We start from the raw sequence: 17,809 nt of genomic DNA, 5'->3' as shown, positions 1-17,809 counted from the left end.
TCTCTTAAACAAGTGATAAGCTAGTCTGTCCAATAAGCCTCTGAATGATTGAAACCAGAGGGAAAGGAGAACCCCATGGCGAAAATAGAAAAATCCCCCGACGAATGGCAACAGCAGCTAACCCCAGAGCAGTACCGGGTAGCGCGTGAGAAGGGCACCGAGCGCCCATTCACCGGTGACTACCAGGTGCGCGATGCGCAGGGTATCTACCACTGTGTCTGCTGCCATGCGCCGCTGTTTGAAAACGAGCATAAGTTTGACGCTGGCTGCGGTTGGCCAAGCTTCGACCGGCCGCTGGGCACCCGCTGTGTGGAGGAGCATACTGATACCACGCACGGTATGCAGCGCACCGAAGTCGTTTGCTCTCACTGCGATGCCCACTTGGGCCATGTCTTCCCCGATGGGCCACCAGAGACCACCGGCTTACGCTACTGCATTAACTCTGTGTCACTGGAATTTCATCCTGACGAGTAATCGCCGCTAAATCCTCGCAAGGAAACCCGGCAAGGCGGGCGTCATCTGCTAGAATGATCGCCCGCTTTTTTTGTGCCGCTATTTTTGTACTTGCAGGAGAGACCCATGCTCGGCTGGTTTCCAGGACATATGAACAAGGCCCGCCGCCAGATTGCGGAGGTGCTGCCAGAGATAGACGTCGTAATCGAGGTACTCGACGCGCGTCTGCCCTACTCCAGCGCCAACCCGATGCTGGCCGAGCTAACGCGCCATAAGCCAGTGCTGAAAATCCTCTCCCGCGCCGATCTCGCCGACCCCGAGCGGACAGCCGAGTGGGTGGCTTATTTCGATGCCCAGGAAAATATGCGCGCCCTGGCGGTCACCACCACCAATACTCGCGAGCTTAAAAAAATCCCCAAGCTATGCCATGAGCTGGCCGGCGCCGTGCGCGCTGATCGCGATGTCCGCGTGATGGTGATGGGCATACCCAATGTTGGTAAGTCCACGCTGATTAACGGCCTGGCGGGGCGAAAAATCGCCAAAACCGGCAACGAGCCAGCGGTGACCAAGCGCCAGCAAAAGGTGCGGATTGATGGGCGCGTCGCGCTGACCGACACCCCTGGGGTACTGTGGCCCAAGATTGAAGACCAGGCCAGCGCCTATCGTCTTGCGGCCACCGGCGCTATTCGCGATACCGCTATCGAATACACCGATGTAGCGATCGTCACCAGTGCAGAGTTGGCCAAACGCTATCCAGACGCACTTAGTGCGCGCTACAAGCTAAAAGAGCTACCGCCCTACGCCGCACCAGATATTCCCCACGACATTGATGCGGATGGCCCCAAAAAGCCTGACTTTCTCGCTATTGCGGGCTTTGATGGCAACGCCATTTTGAAAGATATTGCCGCGCGCCGTGGCGGCCTTCGCCCTGGCGGCGCCGTTGACTTACATCGCGGCGCGGAAGTACTGCTTCACGAACTACGCGATGGCAAACTGGGCAGGCTAACATTGGAAACCCCCGCTGACATTCCCCCGCCGCCCGTGCAAAACGACGAAGACAATCAGGTACTTCCCGACGCATAATGGCCTAATAGCCCTATCGCCGATGATGGCCTGTGGGCACTGGTTTTTAAACTCTGGTTTTTAAACGCATGCTTTTGGACACTTTTGGGCCCCTCGCCACTTTTGGATAGACACCTCATGGATACCCCGCAGTCGCACGAATCACAACCGCTGAAGAAATCTCATAAGCTGCACAATGTCTGCTACGACATTCGCGGCCCGGTACTCGACCACGCCAAGCGCCTGGAAGAGGAAGGCCAGCGCATACTCAAGCTGAATATCGGCAACCCCGCGCCGTTTGGTTTTGAGGCACCGGAAGAGATTCTCCAGGATGTGATGCGTAACCTGCCCACCGCCCAGGGCTACTGCGACTCCAAAGGCCTCTACTCCGCCCGCAAAGCGATTATGCAGGAGTGCCAGCGCAAGCAGATTCCCGGCGTGGGTATTGAAGATATTTTCATCGGTAACGGCGTCTCAGAGCTGATTGTGATGGCCATGCAGGCGCTGCTCAACGACGGCGATGAAGTGCTGATTCCCGCGCCGGACTACCCACTGTGGACGGCGGCTGCCCATCTTTCCGGCGGTCACGCGGTGCATTACCTGTGCGACGAGCAGGCCGACTGGACGCCCGACATGGCGGACATCCGTGCCAAGATCACCAGCCATACCCGCGCCATTGTGCTGATCAACCCCAATAATCCCACCGGCGCGGTGTATCCGCCTGCCGTGGTGAAAGAGGTGTTGGCGATCGCCAAGCAGCACAACCTGGTGGTGTTCTCAGACGAGATCTACGACAAGATTCTATATGACGGCGTTGAGCACACCGCCACCGGCGCGCTGGCGGACGATGACCAGTTAGTGATTACCATGAATGGCCTCTCCAAGAGCTACCGCTGCGCCGGCTTCCGCTCGGGCTGGATGATCATTTCCGGCACGCTGGCCAAGCTAAACGCTCAGGACTATATCCAGGGGCTGAATATGCTGGCCTCTATGCGGCTGTGCGCCAACGTACCCGCCCAGCACGCGATTCAAACAGCGCTGGGGGGCTATCAATCGATCAATGATTTGATCCTGCCCGGTGGGCGGCTGCTGGCCCAGCGCGATATCACGGTGGAGAAACTGAACGCGATCCCCGGGGTTTCCTGCGTGAAGCCCAAAGGCGCCCTCTACGCGTTTCCGCGCCTCGACCCTAAAGTGTTCAATATCAAAGATGATCAGCAAATGGTGCTGGATCTGCTGCTGCAGGAAAAAATACTGCTGGTGCAGGGTACGGCCTTTAACTGGCCAGAGCCGGATCATGTGCGCATTGTGACGCTGCCCTGGGCCGACCAGCTTGGCGATGCACTTGACCGCTTTGCCAATTTCCTGTCTCGCTATCGGCAGTAGCACTTACATTAAACCAGCTCATTGACACCGCCATGCCTTGAAACTGCCATGAACAGCACGTATCTAAGCCATTAATCTAGCAATGCTTCGATGAACCTTAGGGGAGAACCTGCACCATGATGCGAATTCTGCTGTTTTTAGGCACCAATATAGCGGTTTTGTTGGTCGCCAGTATTACTCTGCGCCTGCTGGGCGTAGAGGGCTATCTGCGCGGCCAGGGCATCAACTTCACCAGCCTGCTGATTTTCTGCTTTATCTTCGGCATGGCGGGCTCGATTATCTCGCTGTTCATTTCCAAATGGATGGCCAAGCGCAGCACCGGCACGGTGATTATTGAGACGCCCTCCAACTCAACAGAACAGTGGTTGCTGGACACGGTCGCCGAGCTCTCTCGGGAGGCGGGTATCAAAACGCCGGAAGTGGGTATCTTCCCGGCCCAGCAGTCCAATGCTTTTGCCACCGGTTGGAACAAGGATGATGCACTGGTGGCCGTTTCGGCGGGCCTACTCAACCGTATGCGCCCGGAAGAAGTCCGTGCGGTGCTGGCCCACGAGATTGGCCACGTAGCTAACGGCGATATGGTCACCCTGGCGCTGATTCAAGGCGTGGTGAACACTTTCGTGATGTTCTTTGCTCGCGTGGTGGCGCACTTAGTCGATAATTTCCTGAAAAGCCGCAGCGGTGGCGAAGGTGGTTTAGGCTTTATGGGCTACTTCGCCGTCGTGATTGTGGCCGAGGTTGTGTTCGGCATTCTGGCATCAGCGATCGTTGCCTGGTTCTCGCGCTACCGCGAATACCGAGCCGATGAGGCGGGTGCGCGGTTAGCAGGCACCAATGCGATGGTTAGTGCGTTGGCTCGCTTGAAAACTGAAACAGAAATGCCCGACCAAATGCCCGATACGCTACGCGCCATGGCCATCACCAAAGGCCAAACGCGCTCGCTGGTAGAGAAAATGTTTGCCAGCCACCCGCCACTGGATGAGCGCATTCGCGCGCTGAAAGAAGCCGCTTACCGGCAGTAAGTGCCACCTCATAAGCCGCCCCCTCTATCACGGGGCGGCTTGCTTGGTAGAAAGAACCTGGAACGCAGAAAAACGTTGCCGTGCTTGGCTTTATGAGAGCACACACTTTATAATCGTACGGAAATGCCGTACATAAAGGTGGCGTCATGGACACCATTAGTGTCAATAAGTTTAGAGATAATCTAAAGAGCGTTGTTGAAGAAGTCGTTAGCCGACACGAGACACTCAAGGTCACTCGCAGGGCCGGGGAAGCATTTGTGGTGATGAGTGCTGAAGACTGGGAAAGAGAGCAAGAAACGCTACATGTTCTTCAGAGCCAGGATCTGATGCAACAAATTGCCGCTTCCCTCAATACTCACAACCAAGGTCAAGGGTACACCCCTACTGATGAGCAGATGAATGAGATCACTGGTATTTGAAGGGCGTACTTGGAAAGCGTATGAAAAGATGCGCGAGACGGATAAGAAGCTGCACAAGGCGCTTTGCAGACTGCTGAAAGAGATGCTCCGATCAGAAGATCCCTCAGTTGGCATCGGCAAACCTGAGCCCCTTAATCATAACCTGACAGGCTTATGGTCAAGGCGCATATCGCAGAAAGACCGCTTGATATATCGGTTCGACGACAAGTCTATTTACATCTTCGCCATTGGAGGCCATTACGACCAATCCTAACGCTGCTCAGCACATGCTGCTCTGGAATGGAGACGAAGCCGCAATGGATCACTGATTACCCTCCCTTCACATTAAATCCTGCCCCACGCAATAAAGCCTCCAGCTCTAGCGCTTCCCCTGACAGGTGCACGGTGAGCGTGGCAAATTCACGCCGCAGCGGGTAGTTGACGCGGCAGTCATCAAAGCCTTTGCGCATGCCGTGATGCAGTGTTTGGCGTTGTAGCGCATCGTGGTCGCGGCGTACGTCATACACCGCTCTCATGCAGAGCCGCAGGGCGTCTTCCGGGGGGAGTGCGTGCTGCAAATGTAGCGACGCTAACGCGGGCGGTGGGCAAATATCGGCAAAGGTTAGCTCGCTAGGCTGGTCGCAGTGGCGGGCCAGCGCCTGCTGAATCATCCAGGTGCCGCGCAGCTTGCCGTCCAGGCTATGCCCGGCAATATGCGGCGTTGCCAACGAGACCAGATCGCGCAGGCCTGCGTCGATATCGGGCTCCTCTTCCCACACATCCAATATGGCACTGATATCACCTTTACTCGCCAGGCGACTGCGCAGCGCCATGCCATCCACGCAGTCGCCCCGTCCGGCATTCAGTAACACGCTGCCCGGCGCCAGCTCTTCAATACGCTGGGCATTGAGTAGCTGATAAGTCGCGTGCGGGCCTTCGCGGGTCAGCGGTGTATGCAGACAGAGTACGTCACAGCGCTCGATCAGGACGTCTAGAGGGTGAAACCCTCCCTGCCCCTCCTCTTCAGCCCGAGGCAGGTCACAGGCAAGCGTAGCTACGCCCATGGCGGTTAGCCGTGACTGCAGTCGACCGCCCACATTGCCTGCTCCTACAATCCCCACAGTGCGCTCGCCAAGCTTCCAGCCATCGCGCTCTGCCAGCGTCAGCAGGCTGCTTAATACATAATCGACTACCGCTTCGGCATTGCACCCGGGGGCGCTAGCAAAGGTGATATCGCGTTTAGCGAGCGCTGCCTGATCGACATGATCCGTACCGATGGTGCAACTGCCAATAAAGCGTACGGGGCTATTGATGAGCAGTTGCTCATTGACTTGGGTAATAGAGCGCACAATCAGCGCATCCGTATCCTCTAGGTGGGCAGCGTTTATCTCCCGCCCCGCCACACGGGTAAGCGTACCGAAATGACCAAAGCAGCGTTCGGCAGCGGGGATATTGGCGTCGATGACAAGTTTCATAGGCGTTTGGGTATCCGGGCTTTACAATACGCCCGCGACGGCTGATGGGCAGGCGTGTTTAAAGGCTATTTTTTAAGGACTATCTTTTAAAGGCTATCTAAGGAGAATGTTGTGATCGTACGCTGGGAAACCAACCATGACTATGTGTTGGTTCATATTCACCAGGATATGTTTGGTGACTGGATTTTCAGTCGCGCCTGGGGCCAAATCGGCACCCAGTTTGGCGGCCTAAAGCATCAGCTAGCCGATACGCTGGATCAAGCCCATATGTGGCTGGAGGACGAGGCCACCATCCAGTCTTCGCGGGGTTTTCGCAAAGTGCTGGAAGTGGCCGACCACACCCCTGAAGGCCAAGAAGCGATGCGTCAATTATCGCTACTGGACGTGATGTAAGCCGCTCGTGTTCAGCCAAGCACTGTTTTCAACCAAGCACAGCTAGCTCAAGAACTGCTAGCCCAAGAAACGCCGACCGTCACGCTCATGGGCGCCTTTGGGCGCTGCGCTGTCTGGCAGTTCGGTGAACGCTGCCAGCGCCGCCTCATCCAGCCAGCCACGCTCGCGCAACCAGTCGCTTAAGCGCTCCAGCTCAAAGCCACAGTCCAGCTCATTGCCTTCACTATCCACTATCACTGGTATCCGCACGCCGTAGCGCTCAACCAGGGCGGTGTCGTCACTAATCTCGATGTGGTGCAGCCACACTTTTTGATTAGCGAGTGCGGCCACCAGAGCTTCTAGCTGGCTGCACAGGTGGCAGCCCATCGTTGTATAGAGCGATAGCTGAATCATGTTTGAACTCTCTTAAAACGCCCTTGCTGCGCTGATATATGGCGTAAGTTATAGCCCAGTATGACGCAGTAGAAACACATGGTGCAGGTTTGTGCGCCGCTGGAAATCGGGGTCGAAACTGCGCCCGGTGATATCTTCTACCGCGTAGCGCTCACTGAGTGCTTCATCTAGTTTAAAACGGCGCTGGTTATTAGAAAACACCAAGGTACCTCCGGGCGCTAAACGCGCCATGGCGAGCTCCACAAGCCGCGGGTGATCACGCTGCACGTCGAGCGTATCGCGCATTTTCTTCGAGTTAGAGAACGTCGGTGGATCCATAAAGATCAGGTCGAACTCGGCGTTGGCGGTTTCCAGCCAACGGAAGCAGTCGTCGCGCACTACCCGGTGTAGTCGTGTATCGAGCTTATTGAGCGCAAAGTTGTCTTTGGCCCACTCCAGGTAGGTGTTGGACATGTCTACGCTGACGCTGTCGCTGGCACCACCTAATGCCGCCTGTACCGTCGCCGTGGCGGTGTAACAGAATAGGTTTAAAAAGCGCTTGCCGCTGGCCATTTCGCCCAGCATGCGTCGTACCGGGCGGTGGTCAAGAAACAGCCCGGTATCGAGATAGTCACGCAGGTTGACCCATAGCCGTGCTTCGCCCTCCTGCACCTCAAAACGCTCACCGCTGGCCGCGCGTTTCTGGTACTGGGCGCTGCCGGCTTGACGCTCGCGGCGCTTGATATAGATTTTGCTGGCGTCAACGTTAAGCGCTTCAGGCATGACTTCCAAGGCATCGTACAAGCGCTTCTGCGCCTGAGACGGGTTGATTGAGCTGGGTGCCGCATACTCTTGGACGTGTACACGATCTCCGTAGCGGTCTACCGCCAGAGCGTACTCGGGCATATCGGCGTCATAGACGCGGTAGCTGGTTTCGCCGCTCTGTTTGAGCCATTTTTTCAGCCGCTTCTGATTTTTAATCAGTCTGTTGGCAAACATCTGGGCGTTGTCTGAGCCTTTCGGGGCTGAAGCTTGAGGCGTTTCTTGGCGCTCTTCCGTTGTCGGCTCAGCGCCATTTTCAGCGCTAACCTGGTGCATGTCGCTAGCCGCAGGCGAACGCTCGGCACCACCAATCTCCATCAGCAGCAGCTTGGCCTCCAAGGCACCGTTTTTGAGCGCGTACTGTTTGTGCGCACGCATAGCTAGCCGGTGGCCTAGATCTGGGTTGCCGGTAAACACCGCCAGTGTCCAGCCGGGGAACAGCGCTTTGGCTTTCTCACCCAACTGTGCGTAGAGGCGTACCAGCTCAGGCAGCTCGCCCAGGCGCTCACCGTAAGGTGGGTTGGTAATCAGTAGACCGCTTTCTGCGTTGAGCGTTTCTGGTCGGGTAAGCTGAGCAAGGCTCTGCCCATGCAGGGAAATCAGCGCTGGAATACCTGCTCGCATGGCATTGGCTTTGGCCGCATTGAGCGCCGCTGGGCTCTGGTCGAAGCCTAAGAGCTGCGCTTTGCAGCGCTTGCGGCCAATCGAAGCGCGCGCTTCGGCTTCGCGCTTCTGCTCCCGCCACGCTTCGTCATTGTGCCCTGCCCAGCCGTGAAAGCCGAAGCGCTCACGGTTAAGGTTGGGCGCCTGGTCGGCGGCCATCATCGCGGCTTCAATGAGTAGCGTGCCTGCGCCGCACAGCGGATCAATCAACGGCTCTCCCGCTTTTAAACGCTCGGGCCAGCCCGCGCGTACCAATAGCGCTGCGGCCAAGTTCTCTTTTAGCGGCGCATGGCCCACATCCCGGCGATAACCGCGGCGGTGCAGACTCTCACCAGAGAGATCCAGGCCAATGGTTAAATTCATCCGGTGCAGGTGGGCGTAGATGCGCAAATTCGGGGTTTTGGTATCAACGTTAGGGCGTTCCTGACCCGCCAGCTGTAGTGCGTCCACAACGCCATCTTTAACGGTTTGTGCACCAAAGCGGGTGTGGCGAATATGCTCGCTGCGGCCGTGAAAATCCACCGCCAGCGTGTTACCCGCTGCCAGGTGTTGCGGCCAGGCGATGCGGGCGACCACATCGCGCACCTGCTCCGCGGTGTCGATCATCGACTCGCGCACCAGGATTAAAATAACCCGGTTGGCCAATCGCGACCACAGGCATACGCGGTAGGCGATGGCTTGGCTGGCGGTGAAATAGACACCGGCCACCGTGGTTTTGCCCGGCGTGGCGCCCAGTGCCACTAGTTCATCGTGGAGCAAGCCTTCAATACCTTTCGGACAAGTGGCTAGCAGACTCAATGGGGCGTGTTGATTCGACTCGGTCATGATAATAGCGGCGCGTAAAGGCGCGGAATTCCTATATATAGCAAATGAGTTTACGTTTTATGACAAATTGGTAGTCGACAGATGACACTATCATGGTCTAACAATAAGAGAGTAGCTACTGAAAAACGCATGCGTTGCCTGTCAGGGTCGATTCAAAACTCGGCCTATGATTTGGATGAAATGATTTGAATGAGATCGCCGCTCGGCCCGTTCAGCTCGTGAGTGCTAGACAGATGAGTTGATGTGGCGTCTCGCTCTTGAAGCAAGCTCTCGGAATAGCAGTGTTTTCGAGCATACTTTGTGCTATCGCTTAGACAACATTCTATTTCTTATCAAAGGCTTTCGTGAAACAAAGACTTTCGAGAAAAGAGGTTAGCCAATGAAACGGCAAAAACGTGATCGCTTCCAGCGGGCTTATGTCCACGGTTATAAAGCAGGTGTATCAGGTCGTTCTCGTGATGACTGTCCCAGTCAAGATATCAATTTACGCGAATATTGGATGAGCGGTTGGCGTGAAGGTCGCGGCGACCAGTGGGATGGGATGACCGGCATCTCAGGCATCCATAAAAACCCCCTAGTCATGGCCTAACGTTTTATTTTTCAATGTTTAAAGAAATATTTTAAACGCGAGGTTTTCAGTGAGCCCACTTTTTCAAGTGGGCTTTTTAGTTGCCTTCAATGCCCTCGCACATTCTCCGACTAGTTTAGGCCCTTGGTAGATCAACCCTGAGTAGAGCTGGACTAAATCCGCGCCAGCGGCGATCTTGGCCTGGGCGGCAGCGGCGCTATCAATACCGCCTACGCCAATAATCGGAAGCCGGGGGAGATGCTCACGCAGCTGGCGAATAACGCGATTGGATGCCTCAAAAACCGGTTTCCCAGAGAGCCCTCCGGCCTCATCCGCATATCGATCGCCCTGCACGGCTTCACGGGAAACCGTTGTATTGGTGGCAATCACACCATCAAGGGCATTGCGCTCAATACTTCCTGCCATCAGCGCTACCTCTTCAGCGCTCATATCCGGGGCGATTTTAATCAGCAGCGGCACGTTGCGGCCCGCCAGGGCATTGAGCTCCATGGCTCGCGCTCGAATCGGCCCCAATAGCGCATCCAGTTGCTCACCAAACTGTAGGCTGCGCAGCCCAGGGGTATTCGGAGACGAGACATTAACGGTAATGTAGTCCGCGCAAGGGTGCACCGCGTCTAAACACACCAGGTAATCATCCAGTGCATGCTCTACCGAAGTCGTCAGATTCTTACCGATATTGATGCCCACTATGCCGCTGTAGTGGCGCTGTTTAACCTGCTGAATCAGATGCGCCACCCCTTTGTTGTTAAAACCAAAGCGATTGATGATCGCCTCATGCTGCGCTAAGCGAAACAGCCGGGGTTTAGGGTTGCCTGGCTGCGGCTTAGGCGTGACGGTGCCCACTTCAACAAAGCCAAAACCCAGCGAGCCAAGCGCATCCAGGTGGTCGGCGTTCTTATCCAACCCGGCGGCGAGTCCAATGCGATTGGCAAACCGCAGCCCCATCAGCTCGACAGGATCATTGACCGGCTGGCCAAATAGCCTCGAGACACCTCCCACGCGATGGAGTGTATCTAGCGCGCCCAGCGCCATACCGTGGGACGTTTCTGGATCAACGCAGAAGAACAGCGAGCGAGCGAGGTTGTACATTATGGGCGTCTCTCCAGGGCAACTTAACGGATGGCTTAGCGAGCGGCGCACAGTATAGCGCAAAGCCCCCGCTATTCGCAGAAAGGCGATGTGCAGAAAAGCTAATCACAAACAAAAACACCGCGCCCCGAGAAACTCGAGGCGCGGTGTTGGTGACACTACTGCTAGAAAAGCGCTTACGCTTCGCTATCGCTCTCGGCAAGATCTACCAGCTCACGTACCGCAACGGCGAAGAGCGCAAAGCCAACTTCACTGCCACCACGTACCTCTTCGATAAGACGGCACCAGCGGCGGTGCAGGTCAGCGTGCTGATCCAGCCACTGCGCCACCCGCTCCGGGGTATCGCGACTTCCCGCGTCGAGCTTCAGTACGCTGGTGGTCAGCGCAAGCTGCTGACGCTCGATGTCGTCGCGGAAGGTTTCCCGCGCTTGGGCCTGCCAGGCGTCGCGTACTTCCAGCTGGGTTACCTGCTGAATCATCCACGGTAGCTCCAGGCGACTGCCAATTTCATACAACACTTCCGCCACCCGCTGCGGTTTTTCATTGGTCAGGCGCGCCGCCTGGATAATGCCTAGCCCAGCGTACAGGCTTGATGACGCCGCCACGGTAGATGCCAAAGCCTCGGGCACACCTGCTTCCAACAGCTCGTCACGGCGGTTATTCCAAGCGCTAAGCTCTTCACCGCTGAGCAGCTCACCAATACCTTCCTGCAACTGCGCTAGGCGGGGCGCAAAGTACTCAATGGTGTCCTGGGTCGAGAGCCCCAAGTGCTGGCGCACAAACCAGCGCGTAGCACGGCGGATCAAGCGCATCAAATCGAGCATCATCGAGTACTGAATGCGGTTGGGTACCTGATTATCGAGGGCTTCAATTTGCGCCCACAGGCCAGGCAAGTTGAAGCTATCACGGGCCACAATGTAGGCTCGCGCTATATCCGCACGTCCTGCGCCGGTGGAGTCCATCAGGCGACGGACAAAGACGATACCCATGTGATCAACCAGATCGTTGGCAACCTGGGTGGCGACGATTTCACGCTTAAGACGGTGCTCGTACATCTCGTCTTTAAAGCGCTCAACCAGCACTGATGGGAACAGCCGCTCTAAATGACGATGAATGTAATGATCATCCGGCACTTCAGAGGTGATCAAGTCGCCCTTCAAGGTGCTCTTGGCGTAGGAGATCAGCACCGAAAGCTCGGGCAGGCGCATCCCCTGGCCGTTACTGGTGCGCTCTTTTAGCACCTCATCAGTGGGCAGGAACTCCAGCTCGCGATCAATTTGTCCTGCAGCTTCCAGTTCGCTGATAAAACGGCGGTAAGGGCCCATCGAATAATCGGAGAGAATCGCCGAAAGATCGAGTGCCTGACTCTGGCGGTAGTTATCCAGGATCACCAGATCACCCACCTCATCAGTCATGTCCGCCAGCAGTTCATTGCGCTGCTTGTCGGTCATATCGCCACGTTTGACCACTTCATCGATCAGGATTTTGATATTGACCTCGTGGTCGGAGCAGTTCACCCCTCCCGCGTTATCAATAAAGTCGGTATAAACGCGCACGCCCTTGGCAGCGGCTTCCATACGCCCGCGCTGGGTCAAACCGAGGTTACCGCCTTCACCCACCACACGACAGTTTAAGTCATTACCGTTAATGCGCAGCGTGTCGTTAGCTTTATCGCCTACATCAGCGTCAGTTTCATCAGAGCCCTTCACGTAGGTACCGATACCGCCGTTCCAGATCAAATCCACCTTGGATTTGAGCATGGCGCGGATCAGCTCATTGGGCGACAGGCGCTCTTCCTCAATACCAAATACCTGCTGCATCTCCGGCGTGATGTTTATCGATTTGGCGCTACGGTTAAAGATGCCGCCACCGGCGGAGATCAGCTCCTGACTGTAGTCTTCCCAACTGGAACGCGGCAGTTCGAACAGCCGTTTGCGCTCAGCAAACGACGCCTCGGCGTCCGGGTTGGGGTCAACAAAGATATGCAGATGGTTGAAAGCACCCACCAGTTGAATCTTGTCGGAGAGCAGCATGCCGTTACCAAACACATCCCCGGCCATATCGCCGATCCCCACCACACTAAACAGGTCGCGCTGGGTGTCGAGATCAAGATTTTTGAAGTGGCGCTTAACCGACTCCCAGGCACCGCGAGCGGTGATACCCATTTTCTTGTGGTCGTAGCCGTTGGCACCGCCAGAGGCAAAGGCATCCCCTAGCCAGTGGCCATACTCGATGGAAATTTCGTTGGCGATATCCGAGAACGTAGCGGTGCCTTTGTCGGCGGCTACTACCAGATAAGCGTCGTCCTCATCGTGGCGGACAACGTTTTCCGGCGGCACAACATCGCCCCCCACCAGATTGTCAGTAACATCCAGCAGCGCACGGATAAAGATTTGGTAGCAGGCAATGCCCTCTTTCTGAACGACATCGCGGCTGGCATTTTCCGGCATGCGTTTGCACACAAAACCGCCTTTCGCGCCAACCGGCACGATAACGGCGTTCTTGACCTGCTGCGCTTTTACCAGCCCTAGCACTTCGGTGCGGTAATCTTCAAAGCGATCCGACCAGCGCAGACCGCCGCGGGCCACTTTGCCACCACGCAGGTGAACACCTTCCACCCGCGGCGAGCAGACAAAAATTTCAAACATCGGTCGCGGCTTGGGCATACCGGTGACTTTGGAAGGCTCAAGCTTATAGGCGATGTAGTCTTTAAAGCGCCCACCTTCGGCAAGCTGGTAGTAGTTGGTACGCAGGGTGGCGAGGATCAGCTCCATAAAGCGGCGCAGCAGCTGGTCGTCGTTAAGGCTGGCCACTCCTTCCAAGCGCTCATTCAAGCTCGCAATGCACTCGTCAGTAGCGTGGCTCTGCTGCTCAGGATCAAAACGCAGCCTGAATAGCTCAACCAGCTCACGGGTGATGGCCGGATAGTTGGCTAGCGTGGCCGCAATATAATCCTGAGACATACCGAAGCGGATCTGTTTTAGATACCGAGCGTAGCCACGCAGCATCGCCACTTCGCGCCAATCCAGCCCCGCGCCGATAATCAGGCGGTTAAAGGCATCGTTGTCGGCTTCGCCAGTCCAGATGCGCTTAAAGGCTTCAGTAAAGACATCGCGCATATCGCCCAGACTGACATCCGCACCGCTATGCTCTAGCTCAAAGTCGTGAATCCAGTAGCGCTGTTCAGGCGCGTTAATATCGTAGGGGCGCTCGCCGATCACGCGCAGGCCGAGATTTTCCATCATCGGCAGCACGTCAGATAGCGGAATTTGCGTGCCACGGTGGAACAGCTTCAGGTTAACGCCGCCGCCTTGCTCTTCCAGCGGACGGTAGAGCGACAGCGATAAATCGTCGCCGTTGTCCAACGTTAGCAGGTGCTGAACATCAAACACCGCAGTACGCGCGGAAAAATCTTCCCGATAGCTGGCTGAAAAGGCCTCACGGAACTGATCCATCAGCAGATTAGCGCGCTCTTCACCGAAACCTTCGATCATCGCGTTCTGCAGCTCGTCGCGCCAACTGCGCGCCAGCCGTGACACTTTGCTCTCCAACCGTTTAAGGTCGTAGTCGCTGGGGGCGTCGCCGTTAAAGCGCAGAATTAACTGAATACGCGCCAACACCGATTCGGATAAATAGGTGTTGAAGTCACCAAAGTGGGCATCTAACTCATCGCACAGCACGTTTTGAATCCGCTGACGCAGATCTGTGGAGAACACGTCGCGGGGTACAAAGACCAGACAGGAGTAGAACTTGCCGCTGATATCAGCGCGGATAAACAGCCGCACTTGGCGGCGCTCGCGAATATTGAGAATACCCAGCGCCGTACTCGCCAGTGACTCGGTATCGATCTGGAACAGGTCATCGCGGGGATAAACTTCCAATACCTGGAGTAGCTGCTTACCATTATGGCCCTGGGGATTAAACCCAGCGATATCCATGACGGCTTTCAGCTTGCGGCGCAGCAGCGGAATATTGCGCGGCGACTCGTTATACACCGTAGAGGTGAACAGACCAAAGAAGCGCCGCTCGCCAATTACATTGCCGTCGTCGTCATAACGGTCAACGGTGATGTAATCGGGATATGTCGGCCGATGCACTCGAGAGTGATGGGCGCTTTTGGCAAACGACAGTAGCTGAGGCACCAGCACATAATCATTGTGCTCATCCACACCCTCTTCGGTGCGAATGCGCTCGCAGTAGCGCGGCTGATCCAGGCGGAATACGCCCAGCACGCTATCCGCGTCACGCTGTAGCTCGCTGCCTTCCAGCAGGTACTCGTCGTAGCCCAGGAAAGTGAAGTTATCTTTGAGCATCCACTCTAAAAAGGCAATCGCCTCTTCGTGGTCGTCAGGGTCGATCTGGGGTGGGCAGTTTTTCTCAAGCTCTTGAATCGACGCAGTAATTTGCGTGCACATGGCATCGAAGTCGCCAACAGCAGTGCGAACATCGCGAAGCACGTCATTGAGATTGCTTTCGATCTTCTCAAGCAATGCCACGTCAGTGTGCCGGTCTACCTCAATCACAATGAGAGACTCGCGCGCTTCAGGCGCGTTTTCTGCCCGGGGCGAGGCCAGCGCTTGTAAGTGGTGGCGCTCATCACGGGCAACCGCCAGCACGGCGTTTTGTATCGCATGCACCGTCAAGCCGCGGCGGTTGAGCTCAATGCGAACCGAATCGACCAAAAATGGCATATCTTCATGCAGAACGGCGACAAAGGTATGCGTCGACTGCCAGCCATGCTCTTCAAAATCAGGGTTAAATACCCGTACCTTGGGGCTTTGTGGATCGTGGTGCTGCAAAAACTGCCAGATCGACAGCGTTGCGCCATACAGATCGTCCAGGCGACGATCCACTAGGTCTTCCACCGGCACGGTGGCATAAAAGTGCCGAGCAAAGGCGCTCACAGTGGCTGCTCGAGCGGGGTCTAACCGCGCGTGTAGCCGCTCCTGGAGCTGCTTCAAAAGATCTTGCCGACTCTCTTCAATCGCAACGTAGTGCATCCATCACCTCGACTGCCTAGGCCATTAAACGGCCAAAAAACGAAGGACAATAGGCCTTTAGGCCAACATACCGGCTAGCTTACGCTACCTATCGTCGCCTCCCTAATCATCTGACGTGTTGTTCATGACGCATACCGTTTACGCATTAGGTCGGATACTTATTAATCCATGCGCCGCTTTAACAGTACCCCACACTCACAGTGGTCGGTAAACGGAAACTGGTCAAACAGCGCAAAGCGCTCTATCCGATGGGAGTGGGTCAGTATCGCCATGTTTTCAGCTAACGTGGCTGGGTTGCATGAAATATAGACGATCTGGGCGTACTCGCTAAGTTGTTCGCAGCTCTGCACGTCTAAACCAGCACGCGGTGGATCGACCAGCACGGTGGAAAAATCGTACTCTTCCAGCGCCATTTCCGCCACGCGACGTCCGGCTTTTTCTCCCTTCAACGCCAGCGAAAATTCTTCGGCTGACATGCGACCAATCTGTGCGTTGGTTACCCCATTGGCTTCCAGGTTGACGTTAGCACTGGCCACCGACGTGCGGGAAATTTCTGTGGCCAGCACGCGGCGGAAGTTATCCGCCAGGGCAATGGTAAAATTGCCGTTACCGCAGTAAAGCTCGACCAGGTCTTTCTTTACATCCTTCTCTTGCTGGTCACTCGTAACCTCTCGCGCCCAGCTAAGCATTTTTTGGCAAATATGCGCATTGGGCTGGGTGAAGCTGTTTTCTACCTGCTGGTAGAGCAGCGTTCGGCCATCCACCTCCAGTCGTTCCCAGACATGATCTTGGGTCAACACAAGACGCTGCTTGCGGGAGCGGCCAATAATCATGATGCCTAATTCAACCTCCAGCGCGCGGGCCTCATGCTCCCACTCCTCCCCTAACGGGCGGTGGTAAATCAGCGTGACCAGCGCCTCACCTGAAAGGGTGGTTAAAAACTCGACTTGAAACAGCTTTCGGCGCAGTTCATTAGATTTAAGGCAAGCTTCACGTAGCTGCGGCATTAGCTGATTGATTCGTTCACTGGCGACTGCGTACTGATCTAACCGAATCACCCGCTTGTTCTTCGGATTCTCAGGATCTACTTCAAACATAGCGTAGAAAAGGTCGCCCTTTTCGTGCCATATGCGAAACTCGCAGCGCTGACGATAGTAGTCCGGCGGCGATTCAAACACCTCAAGCGCCGGTGGCTGAAAAGCGGCAAAAGTACTTTCCAGGTAGTCGCGTTTGGCGGCTAGCTGCTCAGCGTAGCGTTCAGGTTCTACAACGGGGATAGCCAAAGCTGCTCCTTTGAATAATTCGATCAGCATTAAGAGTGGTAAATAGTCTTCAGTAGCCCACGTTAAGCAATTGGGAGGCCTTAAACCCATAGCGAGCTAAACCTGCAGTCAGGTCAGCAGCGGGCGCTGTCGTAAAGCAGCGACCATCCTGTTGCTCGCTGTAGAGCTGATCAATCACTTGCGCAACCCGGCGGGCAATCGCGTCGCCGGAATCGACCCAATGAAGCGGCACGGGGGCAAGCTGTGACAGCCAAGGCATTAGCAGCGGAAAATGCGTGCAGCCCAGTACGACGGTATCTAGCTCTGGGGCATCCAGCGCCTGATGACCAGAAGATAAAAAATGCGCAGACGATGGAGGTGCAGCGGCGTTCCATAAAGGCACCAGCGCCGCCTGTATTCGGTCAGTATCGGGCGTAATACCTGCCAGGTATGCTTCCGCTTCGACGACCAAGGCATCGGCGGCAACGCGAGTAATGACACAATCGCTGGCAAAGCTATCAATTAAGTGCTGGGTATAAGGCCGCCCTACCGTGGCTTTGGTGGCAAGCAGTCCAATATGGCGTGTCTGGCTAATCGCTGCGGCAGGTTTGATAGCGGGCACGGTGCCCACGACAGGAATTGCTAACTGCTCACGCAAATTTTCCAATGCCAGGGTACTCGCGGTATTGCAGGCGACGACCAAAACACTCGGCTGACATGCTTCCACCGCGGCACGACACACCGCCACAATGCGGTCAGTCAGGGCTGCGTCTTCGCGCAGTCCATAGGGCAACCAAGCGTTGTCGCAGGCATAGCACAGGGCAGCATCAGGGTAGTGTTGGCGCAGCGACTGCGCCACCGACAGGCCGCCGACACCGGAATCAAAAATTAACACGGGGCCTTTCATGGCTCTGCTTTTCATGACGCTGCCTGAAAAAAAACGGAGCAGCTATTTTAGCATGCTCCGTCATTATATCGATGATCGTTAGGGCCAGTTG

Annotated in this window: 15 protein-coding genes; 8 read left to right on the top strand and 7 right to left on the bottom strand. The window is 55.9% G+C overall.

The genetic code is table 11. The features are described 5' to 3' along the window. The first annotated feature begins 75 nt into the window (after nucleotides 1–75). The 6 genes from msrB (at nucleotide 76) to J7J49_RS06420 (ending at nucleotide 4,595) form a co-directional block, all read left to right on the top strand. Nucleotides 76–474 (top strand): peptide-methionine (R)-S-oxide reductase MsrB, encoded by a 399-nt coding sequence (gene msrB / locus J7J49_RS06445; RefSeq protein ID WP_064233948.1) that lies wholly within the window; start codon nucleotides 76–78, stop codon nucleotides 472–474. Between the two features lie 105 nt (nucleotides 475–579). Next, nucleotides 580–1,536, top strand: coding sequence for a ribosome biogenesis GTPase YlqF (gene ylqF / locus J7J49_RS06440; protein WP_215091143.1), 957 nt, complete (start codon nucleotides 580–582; stop codon nucleotides 1,534–1,536). Nucleotides 1,537–1,653: 117 nt separating this feature from the next. Further along, a complete protein-coding gene (locus tag J7J49_RS06435) occupies nucleotides 1,654–2,901 on the top strand; it encodes a pyridoxal phosphate-dependent aminotransferase (RefSeq protein ID WP_008958415.1) in 1,248 nt (415 codons plus the stop codon). Between the two features lie 116 nt (nucleotides 2,902–3,017). Continuing rightward, nucleotides 3,018–3,923: a protease HtpX gene (htpX, locus tag J7J49_RS06430; protein ID WP_215091141.1), complete on the top strand. Its 906-nt coding sequence runs from the start codon at nucleotides 3,018–3,020 to the stop codon at nucleotides 3,921–3,923. Nucleotides 3,924–4,069: 146 nt separating this feature from the next. Continuing rightward, a complete protein-coding gene (locus J7J49_RS06425) occupies nucleotides 4,070–4,342 on the top strand; it encodes a type II toxin-antitoxin system Phd/YefM family antitoxin (RefSeq protein WP_064233944.1) in 273 nt (90 codons plus the stop codon). After that, complete coding sequence (locus J7J49_RS06420) at nucleotides 4,323–4,595, top strand: Txe/YoeB family addiction module toxin (RefSeq protein WP_064233943.1); 273 nt, start codon at nucleotides 4,323–4,325, stop codon at nucleotides 4,593–4,595. The genes J7J49_RS06425 and J7J49_RS06420 overlap by 20 nt, the downstream gene beginning before the upstream one ends. Before the next feature lie 55 nt (nucleotides 4,596–4,650). On the opposite strand, the gene pdxB is transcribed toward J7J49_RS06420, so the two are convergent. After that, nucleotides 4,651–5,796: a 4-phosphoerythronate dehydrogenase PdxB gene (gene pdxB / locus J7J49_RS06415; RefSeq protein WP_215091138.1), complete on the bottom strand. Its 1,146-nt coding sequence runs from the start codon at nucleotides 5,794–5,796 to the stop codon at nucleotides 4,651–4,653. Between the two features lie 111 nt (nucleotides 5,797–5,907). Between pdxB and J7J49_RS06410 the strand changes: the two genes are divergently transcribed. Next, nucleotides 5,908–6,189, top strand: coding sequence for a hypothetical protein (locus J7J49_RS06410; protein ID WP_064233941.1), 282 nt, complete (start codon nucleotides 5,908–5,910; stop codon nucleotides 6,187–6,189). 57 nt (nucleotides 6,190–6,246) lie between these two features. Here the strand turns inward: J7J49_RS06410 and J7J49_RS06405 are convergent, their stop codons facing one another. After that, nucleotides 6,247–6,582: a glutaredoxin family protein gene (locus J7J49_RS06405; RefSeq protein WP_064233940.1), complete on the bottom strand. Its 336-nt coding sequence runs from the start codon at nucleotides 6,580–6,582 to the stop codon at nucleotides 6,247–6,249. A 48-nt stretch (nucleotides 6,583–6,630) separates the two neighbouring features. Further along, nucleotides 6,631–8,871 carry a bifunctional 23S rRNA (guanine(2069)-N(7))-methyltransferase RlmK/23S rRNA (guanine(2445)-N(2))-methyltransferase RlmL gene (gene rlmKL, locus J7J49_RS06400; protein ID WP_215091136.1) on the bottom strand — a complete coding sequence of 747 codons (2,241 nt, stop codon included), beginning with the start codon at nucleotides 8,869–8,871 and terminating at the stop codon, nucleotides 6,631–6,633. A 379-nt stretch (nucleotides 8,872–9,250) separates the two neighbouring features. Here rlmKL and rmf point away from each other — a divergent pair, with 379 nt between their 5' ends. Then, nucleotides 9,251–9,460, top strand: a complete 210-nt coding sequence (gene rmf / locus J7J49_RS06395; protein WP_007111057.1) for a ribosome modulation factor — start codon at nucleotides 9,251–9,253, stop codon at nucleotides 9,458–9,460. 63 nt (nucleotides 9,461–9,523) lie between these two features. Here rmf and J7J49_RS06390 read toward each other — a convergent pair whose 3' ends face one another. From J7J49_RS06390 to J7J49_RS06375, 4 genes are all read right to left on the bottom strand, one after another. Next, nucleotides 9,524–10,549, bottom strand: coding sequence for a quinone-dependent dihydroorotate dehydrogenase (locus J7J49_RS06390; RefSeq protein WP_215091134.1), 1,026 nt, complete (start codon nucleotides 10,547–10,549; stop codon nucleotides 9,524–9,526). Nucleotides 10,550–10,725: 176 nt separating this feature from the next. Next, nucleotides 10,726–15,549, bottom strand: coding sequence for an NAD-glutamate dehydrogenase (locus tag J7J49_RS06385; RefSeq protein WP_215091132.1), 4,824 nt, complete (start codon nucleotides 15,547–15,549; stop codon nucleotides 10,726–10,728). Nucleotides 15,550–15,710: 161 nt separating this feature from the next. After that, a complete protein-coding gene (trmA, locus tag J7J49_RS06380) occupies nucleotides 15,711–16,832 on the bottom strand; it encodes a tRNA (uridine(54)-C5)-methyltransferase TrmA (RefSeq protein WP_215091130.1) in 1,122 nt (373 codons plus the stop codon). Nucleotides 16,833–16,881: 49 nt separating this feature from the next. After that, entirely contained in the window at nucleotides 16,882–17,718 is an 837-nt protein-coding gene (locus J7J49_RS06375) for a glutamate racemase (RefSeq protein ID WP_215091459.1), read from the bottom strand. Nucleotides 17,719–17,809: the final 91 nt, after the last annotated feature.

It is taken from the genome of Halomonas sp. ISL-56 (genome assembly GCF_018612805.1).
In the GTDB taxonomy this organism is placed as follows: domain Bacteria; phylum Pseudomonadota; class Gammaproteobacteria; order Pseudomonadales; family Halomonadaceae; genus Vreelandella.
Note: the sequence above shows the minus strand (reverse complement) of the source record. Positions and strands in the feature narration are given on the sequence as shown.